A 7,011-nucleotide genomic window follows, 5' to 3' on the forward strand; every position below is an offset into this window, starting at 1 on the left:
CATGGCCGATTATGCAATAGGTGATTTACAAGGGTGCTTCAAAGAGTTCAGCACCTTGTTACAAAGGGTTGATTTTAACCCAAGTAAAGATCACCTATATTTAGTGGGTGATATTGTTGCCCGTGGCCCTGACTCACTTGCCTGCCTTGATTTCATCTATCAACATCAAGACAGCATGACAATCACACTGGGTAATCATGATTTGCACATGATTGCTTGTTATTTTTTAAATAAGCCGACTAACCCAAAAGATAAATTAGCTCCTATTTTTAAAAGCAGCTTACTCAAGCGTTATATCTCTTTTTTACAAACCCAACCACTCGCTTTATATTTAAAAACACATAATTGCTTTATCTCTCATGCAGGCTTAAACCCTGATTGGTCAATTGAAGATGCATTGCAACACGCAAAATTTGCTCAAGATTGCTATCAATCAAAGAATGCAAAAAACTTTTTTAAGCATATGTACTCTCCCCATCCTAAAAAGTGGTCAACAACACTCAATGACTACGAAAAGTTTAGATATATAGTTAACTACTTTACCCGCATGCGCTTTTTAACCCATGACCATAAGCTAGACCTTAATGCAAAAGGTGCAATAGCAGATAGCAAAATGTTAACACCGTGGTTTATGCACAAGAACATTCTCACACTTAAGGATGAGCTTGTTTTTGGTCACTGGGCATCACTTGAGGGTAAAACAGGGGTTAACCATGTTCATGCTTTAGACACAGGCTGTGTATGGGGTAACGGGATGACGTTAATGGAACTTAAAACAAAAAATCTATTTATAGAAAAATGACTCTTTTTACCTAAATAACCTGAAAAATTCCAATACATCTGTTAGATTTATAAACTAATAGTTAAAATTAATTAAAGTAATTGATTTTAATTACTTAACTTATCCGAATAAAAGCCGATAAGTTTTAATTAAAGTATCTTTGAGTGGAAATCCATATGAATCTAACAGTGAGCCAACGTATTTGGGGTGGTTTTATATTTATCACGCTATTACTTTTAATTATTGGCGGCAATTCGTTAATTAAAATAGCGAATATAGACCGTTCTACTCAACAGGTGAACCAGCTATCATTACCGGCATTAAACAAAAGTTCAGAGCTACAAGCTGAATTCATATTAATGAGTAAGGCAGCACAAGCAAGTTTTTATACTTCATCCGCAAGTGAGCTTGAACCCATTAAAAAAAGAGTATTCGAACAAAAAAAATCATTCAACGAACTCCATGCACAGCTTCAGAGCGTTGTTAAAAACGACCCTGAACTAAGTAAAAGTAGTCAAAGTGTTGAGCAAACCTATGAAAACTTTTTAAGTATTGTTGAAAACTTACTCGAAGATAAAAATAAACAACTTGCATTAAATAAAACACTCACTGCACAAATTGAAGCCATTGAGCTTAGCGCAGAAGATGCTAACTCAGTAGTTTTAGACATAATTGATATAGATGGTTTTGAACAAGACCACCCTCGTGCTTTCCAAGCTGCGAATAACTTGGAAAATAACTTTATGTCGGTGGTTACCAACAGTACCGACATGTTAACAGTAAAAACGTTAACCACATTAGATATCGTTAAAAGCGAGCAAACCTACTATCTTGAAGAAGTAACACGCACTGTTGCTCTAATTAAACCGGCTATTGAGCAAAGCCATAGCGACTTGTTTAATGACCTCAAAGAGCATGTTGAAGCACTTGAGAGTAACGTAAAAGGTAACAACAGTTTAGCCGCGAATAAAAAACGTTTAATTGATTCAATTGCGCTCACTGAAAAAGAGCTAGCCGACTCAGAAGCCGCAACAAAAATAGCACTTAATCAAATTGACGAGTTAGTTTCGCAAGCAAGTAATGTTGCCTTTGAGCTTCAAAAAGGCGTTCGTAATGACGTAGACTCAGCAAACTTATGGACATGGGTTGGTATGGTTATCGCAACTTTACTTGCCATCGCCATTGCATATATAACCGTAAGCCGTATTACCAAGCCACTTGCCGAAGTAAACAGAATTTTAGATATTGTAGCCAGTGGTGATATGACTCAACGCTTGGATGACAGCGCTAAAGACGAATTTGGCGAGCTATCAAAAAGCTGTAATACTCTAATAGACAGCTTACGCAGCTTAATCAAAGGGATTATTTCTCGCTCGACCCAACTAGCGGCTGCATCAGAAGAAACTTCGGCAATTACTGCAGAATCAAGCCAAGCTATTAGTAACCAGCAAGCACAAGTGCAGCAGGCAGCAACAGCAACGACTGAAATGAGCAGCACATCGCAAACAGTAAGCAATAGTGCACAGCAAGCATTAAGCGAAATTAAAAACGCAGATAAAGAAGCTGAACGTGTTAAAGGTATTTCCAACAATAACAAATCAACTATTGAGCAACTTGCTCGCGAGGTTGATGATGCCTCTCAAGTTATTAATAAGCTTCACCAAGATAGCGCATCGATTGGCAGCATACTTGATGTTATTCGTGGCATTGCAGATCAAACTAACTTACTCGCGCTTAACGCCGCAATCGAAGCCGCTCGTGCAGGTGAATACGGCCGTGGCTTTGCCGTTGTAGCAGACGAAGTACGCTCACTGGCAAGTAAAACTCAAGAGTCGACACAAGAGATCCAATCAATGATTGAATCGCTACAAACGGGCGCAGAAGCGGCTGTAACAGCAATGACCAAAGGTAAGCAACGTGCGGTATCGTGTGTAGAGCAAACTGACTTAGCAAGTACAGCGCTTGACTCAATCACCTTTGCGGTATCGCAAGCCCATGACGTGAGTGAAGAAATATCTACAGCAGCACTTGAGCAACAACAAGTGGCTGAAGAAATTAGTGAACGTTTGGAGTCAATTGTTGCTATTGCAGAACAAACAGCTGAAGGCGCAAGCCAAACTAATATCTCAAGCTCTGAAGTAGCAAAACTAGCCGAAGAGCTGCGTTTATCGGTAGACGAGTTTAAAGTTTAAAACGCTTTGTATATACTAAAAACCCCGTTAGCACCATGTGTTAACGGGGTTTTCTTTATAGCATTAGAAAGTAAAGGTAGTTACTTTTGGCAATGTGAACAAAAAACGGTACTACGCTGCCCCAGCCTTATTTCTTCCAGCTCATTATCACACGTTAAACAGGGCTTTCCTTTTCGCCCATATACCAATAGCTCTTGAGCAAAATAACCCGGCTTACCATCACTTTGTGCAAAGTCTTTAAGCGTGGTACCACCTTGAGTGATAGCGGCAGCAAGCGTGTCTTTTATTATAGGGATAAGTGCTTGATAGCGCTTAAGTGACACCTTCCCCGCTTCGCGCTTTGGATGAATCCCAGCTTTAAACAGTGACTCGTTAGCGTAAATATTCCCAACCCCTACTACCACAGCGTTATCCATAATAAACTGTTTTACAGGTACTTTTTTATTGCGTGACTGCTCGTATACGCGCTTTGCGAAAAAGTTATCCGTTAAGGGCTCTGGGCCAAGCTTTGAGAGTAACTTATGCACCTCACCTGGCTCTTGCCATAAGCAACACCCAAAGCGGCGAGGATCGTTTAAGCGCAGCGCTTTATCATTAGCAAATACAAATTCAACATGGTCGTGCTTTTTTAAAGGCTCACTCTTATCTACAACCCTTAGGTTACCTGACATACCTAAATGTAAAATAGTGCTACCAAGCTCACAATGCAGCAATAAATATTTTGCACGGCGCTCAATATTGGTAACAGTTAACCCCTCTAGCTGGTAAACATCGTCAGGTACTGGCCAGCGCATACTCGCATTATAAATATTAACCTTGGTTACAACTTGGTTTTTTATATGAGGAGTAATGCCCATTCGGCTCACTTCTACCTCTGGTAATTCAGGCATTAATTAGACCCACTTTGTGAAAAATCAAAACTAGGAAACAGCTGTGTAGCTATAGTTATATCAAGTGCAAATACGCGCTGAGTACTTTTTTCGAGTAAATAATACTGATTATTTCCTTTGTAAAGTAAATATACCCAAGGCAAACTTTCTCCAGCTAATTCAAATGTGGCAACAAACAAAGGCGCATTTGGGTTAAAAACCACAGACTCATTAACCACTGGCAACTGTATTCCTTGCCAAATATTAACAAGTTCTTGTAGTTGTTGCTCTGATGGTTGCCAAAAAACAGGCACATCTTTCTTTATTGCAGTTGTACGCCAACTAGTACCAATACGCTCAATTTTTTGATCAACAAAACTAAGGGTTAAAACAAAGCTTTGTGTAGGTAACACCCCTTGCAATGTGGGCTCTTGTTCACCACTTAAAAACTGCTTATGCCAACCATTTAAAAAGAAAATCATAATCAGCATCGAGAAGATTATAACGTTATTCCACCCCTTACGGCCCAGTCGCATATTTATACACCTAGTAAATTCAATATTTTAAAGTGTAACTAAAACTTAATTGCACTGTCTATATGTTAAAGGGCGCAGACTTTGTTAGAATATCGGCAAATTTAAAGGAGTTCCGTCAATGTCTATGTATGTAGTGGGCCATAAAATCCCAGATTCAGATTCTATTTGTGGTGCAATTGCACTGGCTTATTTAAAAAACCAAATTGATGAGCCGGCAATACCAACTCGTCTTGGTGAAGTTTCACCAGAAACTCAATTTATCCTTGATAAATTTGGCTTCGAAGCACCTGAGCTTAAATTAAGCTACGCGGGCGAAGATGTGTATATTGTCGATCACACAGAAAAAACACAAGCACCTGATGATATCGACCAAGCCCGCGTTGTTGGCGTGGTAGATCACCATAAATTAGGTGACTTAACATCATCTACTCCGCTTGAATGTTGGATCCGTCCTGTTGGCTGCTCAAATACCATTATTAAAATGATGTACGATTTTTACAGCGTAGAAATCCCTAAAGACATCGCAGGTATTATGATGTGTGCAATTTTAAGCGACACCGTAATATTTAAATCACCTACATGTACCACTGCCGATATTAAATGTGTTGAAGCACTTGCTGAAATTGCGGGTGTTGAAGACTTTAAAGAACTAGGCATGGATATGTTCCGCGTTAAGTCTGCAGTAGAAGATACACCTGCACGTGACTTAGTTATGCGTGACTTTAAAGATTTCAACATGAACGGTAACCTAGTAGGTATTGGCCAACTAGAAGTAATCGACCTTGCTGTGTTTGACGATATTAAAGCTGACCTTGAAGCTGATATTGCAAAGCTTAAAGCCGAAGGTAATCGTCACTCAGTATTTTTGCTGCTTACCGATATTATGAAAGAAGGCTCACAAATGCTAATTGTATCTGACGATGCAAACTTAGTTGAGCAGGCTTACGGCGTAAAACCAGAAAATGATAAAGTATGGTTAGATGGTGTATTAAGCCGTAAAAAGCAAGTAGTACCTCCACTACAAGATGCCTTTGCTAAAGCCTAATAGCTTTAATAAATAACACTAAAAAGCCGATATTGAATATGCATTATCGGCTTTTTTGTTTTTAAATTTAAAGAGCAAACTAGCATTAGATTTTACTTTTTATTTCATCATAAACTTTTGCATGGTTTTTTGAGAATTCCACATTAGTTCTATCTATTTTATTTAACCACAAAGCCGCTTGTATTTTGTTACCCAACTCCCAATACGATTGCGCTAAACGTAAACTATAGGTTGCTTGGTAAATGCTATCCGGTTCGATGTAGTCGAACGCAGTTTTATAATATTTTACTGCGTTATTAAAATCATTATGCTTAAAATATGAAAAAGCTAAGTTACCTAGCGCAATTACAGTTTTAGCATGGTGTTTTGTTCTTTTTATAGCGTTGTAGGCTTTTAAATTACTTTCTATCGCTTGAGGGTACTGTTGCCAATTGTAATAAATGTGCCCTTTATTGATGTGCAGCTCAAAGTGAAAAATAGCATCACTACTTTTTGCATAACGCTTTTCGGCATCAAGCAATACCCTTAGTGCCTTTTTTTTATCGCCAAATATGTGCTGTAAATTAGCCAGCTCTACAAGCCTTAAAGGATCACCAAATACATTATAAATTTCATCAAGTTGAGCAAATGCTTTTGCCGCATAGGCTTTCGCTTGTTGCTTATCACCCAAGTAATTAAGCGATTTAGCATAATAAAAATAAACTTGTATTTTAAATGCGCCGGGTAATTCTTCTTGGTCAACAAAGGGGCTTAATGCGCTATGAAGATTATCGAATTTTTGATAATCAAAATAATAGTCAAACTCGTAAGTTTTCAATTTATACCAATTAGAGGAGTTCTTTTGTGTATTTAAAAGGCGAGATTGAATGTAGGTTAAGCAATCTTGGTCTGTTTTCATACAAAACACTTCATGATCACTTAAGTTTTCAGAGGCTTTTGCACCCATGCTTACATATAAAAGCAAAAAAACAATTAAAACATGCTTCAGCATTAGAACACTCATATTAGCCACATAAGCTTTAAGTGTAATATGAGTGTGCTCTATTTAACAATGGATAAAATAACTACGCGTATTGCCCGGCTGCAAATCCACAGCTCCAAGCGTACTGAAAGTTATAACCTCCAAGCCAACCGGTTACATCGGTTACTTCCCCTATAAAGTACAAGCCTTGTGATTTTTTGGCTTCAAACGTTTTAGAGCTTAGTTCGTCTGTATTTACACCACCTAGGGTTACTTCTGCAGTTCTATAGCCTTCGGTTCCGTTGGGTTTTATTTGCCACGCATGAATGTAGTTAGCAAGGTCTTCAATTTGACTATGGGTAAGCTGATTAATATTGCAATCAGGTATTGCATTGCTTTCATGTAATATTTCAATGAACCGTTTTGGCAATATTGTCGTTAGGCTATTTTTTAGTGATTTTTGAGGTTGCGTTTCTCGCCAGTCTGCAAGCTGCTGTTTTAAATCTAGCTCAGGAAGTAGATTAATAGTAACAGCCTGCCCTGCACGCCAAAATGAACTTATTTGTAATATAGCGGGGCCAGATAAACCACGGTGCGTAAATAATATATTTTCTTTAAATGTGGTGC

The 7,011-nt window shown here is 38.4% G+C and carries 7 protein-coding genes; 3 read left to right on the forward strand and 4 right to left on the reverse strand.

Annotated features, from left to right (window positions below; translation table 11 throughout):
- The first annotated feature begins 1 nt into the window (after position 1).
- Both BCG07_RS19105 and BCG07_RS19110 read left to right on the forward strand, forming a co-directional pair.
- A complete protein-coding gene (locus BCG07_RS19105) occupies positions 2 to 802 on the forward strand; it encodes a symmetrical bis(5'-nucleosyl)-tetraphosphatase (protein ID WP_039038028.1) in 801 nt (266 codons plus the stop codon).
- A 155-nt stretch (positions 803 to 957) separates the two neighbouring features.
- On the forward strand, positions 958 to 2,973 hold the full coding sequence (locus BCG07_RS19110) for a methyl-accepting chemotaxis protein (RefSeq protein ID WP_010556604.1): 2,016 nt from the start codon (positions 958 to 960) through the stop codon (positions 2,971 to 2,973).
- A gap of 80 nt (positions 2,974 to 3,053) precedes the next feature.
- On the opposite strand, the gene mutM is transcribed toward BCG07_RS19110, so the two are convergent.
- Both mutM and BCG07_RS19120 read right to left on the reverse strand, forming a co-directional pair.
- On the reverse strand, positions 3,054 to 3,863 hold the full coding sequence (gene mutM / locus BCG07_RS19115) for a bifunctional DNA-formamidopyrimidine glycosylase/DNA-(apurinic or apyrimidinic site) lyase (RefSeq protein WP_006793230.1): 810 nt from the start codon (positions 3,861 to 3,863) through the stop codon (positions 3,054 to 3,056).
- Positions 3,863 to 4,378, reverse strand: a complete 516-nt coding sequence (locus tag BCG07_RS19120) for a hypothetical protein (protein WP_286891551.1) — start codon at positions 4,376 to 4,378, stop codon at positions 3,863 to 3,865. The genes mutM and BCG07_RS19120 overlap by 1 nt, the downstream gene beginning before the upstream one ends.
- A 118-nt stretch (positions 4,379 to 4,496) precedes the next feature.
- Here BCG07_RS19120 and BCG07_RS19125 point away from each other — a divergent pair, with 118 nt between their 5' ends.
- Positions 4,497 to 5,423: a manganese-dependent inorganic pyrophosphatase gene (locus BCG07_RS19125; RefSeq protein WP_010556607.1), complete on the forward strand. Its 927-nt coding sequence runs from the start codon at positions 4,497 to 4,499 to the stop codon at positions 5,421 to 5,423.
- An 85-nt stretch (positions 5,424 to 5,508) separates the two neighbouring features.
- Here BCG07_RS19125 and BCG07_RS19130 read toward each other — a convergent pair whose 3' ends face one another.
- On the reverse strand, positions 5,509 to 6,414 hold the full coding sequence (locus BCG07_RS19130) for a tetratricopeptide repeat protein (RefSeq protein WP_243531697.1): 906 nt from the start codon (positions 6,412 to 6,414) through the stop codon (positions 5,509 to 5,511).
- A gap of 73 nt (positions 6,415 to 6,487) precedes the next feature.
- A partial coding sequence (locus BCG07_RS19135) for an aminoacetone oxidase family FAD-binding enzyme (RefSeq protein ID WP_286891555.1) occupies positions 6,488 to 7,011 on the reverse strand: 524 nt, incomplete at its 5' end.

Source organism: Pseudoalteromonas sp. ESRF-bin5 (genome assembly GCF_002632075.1).
Classification (GTDB): domain Bacteria; phylum Pseudomonadota; class Gammaproteobacteria; order Enterobacterales; family Alteromonadaceae; genus Pseudoalteromonas; species Pseudoalteromonas marina.

Bases quoted from the DNA above. Each gene is read 5' to 3' on its own strand.
- BCG07_RS19105 (WP_039038028.1), top strand. From the start codon at position 2: ATGGCCGATTATGCAATAGGTGATTTACAAGGGTGCTTCAAAGAGTTC.
- BCG07_RS19110 (WP_010556604.1), top strand. From the start codon at position 958: ATGAATCTAACAGTGAGCCAACGTATTTGGGGTGGTTTTATATTTATC.
- mutM (WP_006793230.1), bottom strand. From the start codon at position 3,863: ATGCCTGAATTACCAGAGGTAGAAGTGAGCCGAATGGGCATTACTCCT.
- BCG07_RS19120 (WP_286891551.1), bottom strand. From the start codon at position 4,378: ATGCGACTGGGCCGTAAGGGGTGGAATAACGTTATAATCTTCTCGATG.
- BCG07_RS19125 (WP_010556607.1), top strand. From the start codon at position 4,497: ATGTCTATGTATGTAGTGGGCCATAAAATCCCAGATTCAGATTCTATT.
- BCG07_RS19130 (WP_243531697.1), bottom strand. From the start codon at position 6,414: ATGCTGAAGCATGTTTTAATTGTTTTTTTGCTTTTATATGTAAGCATG.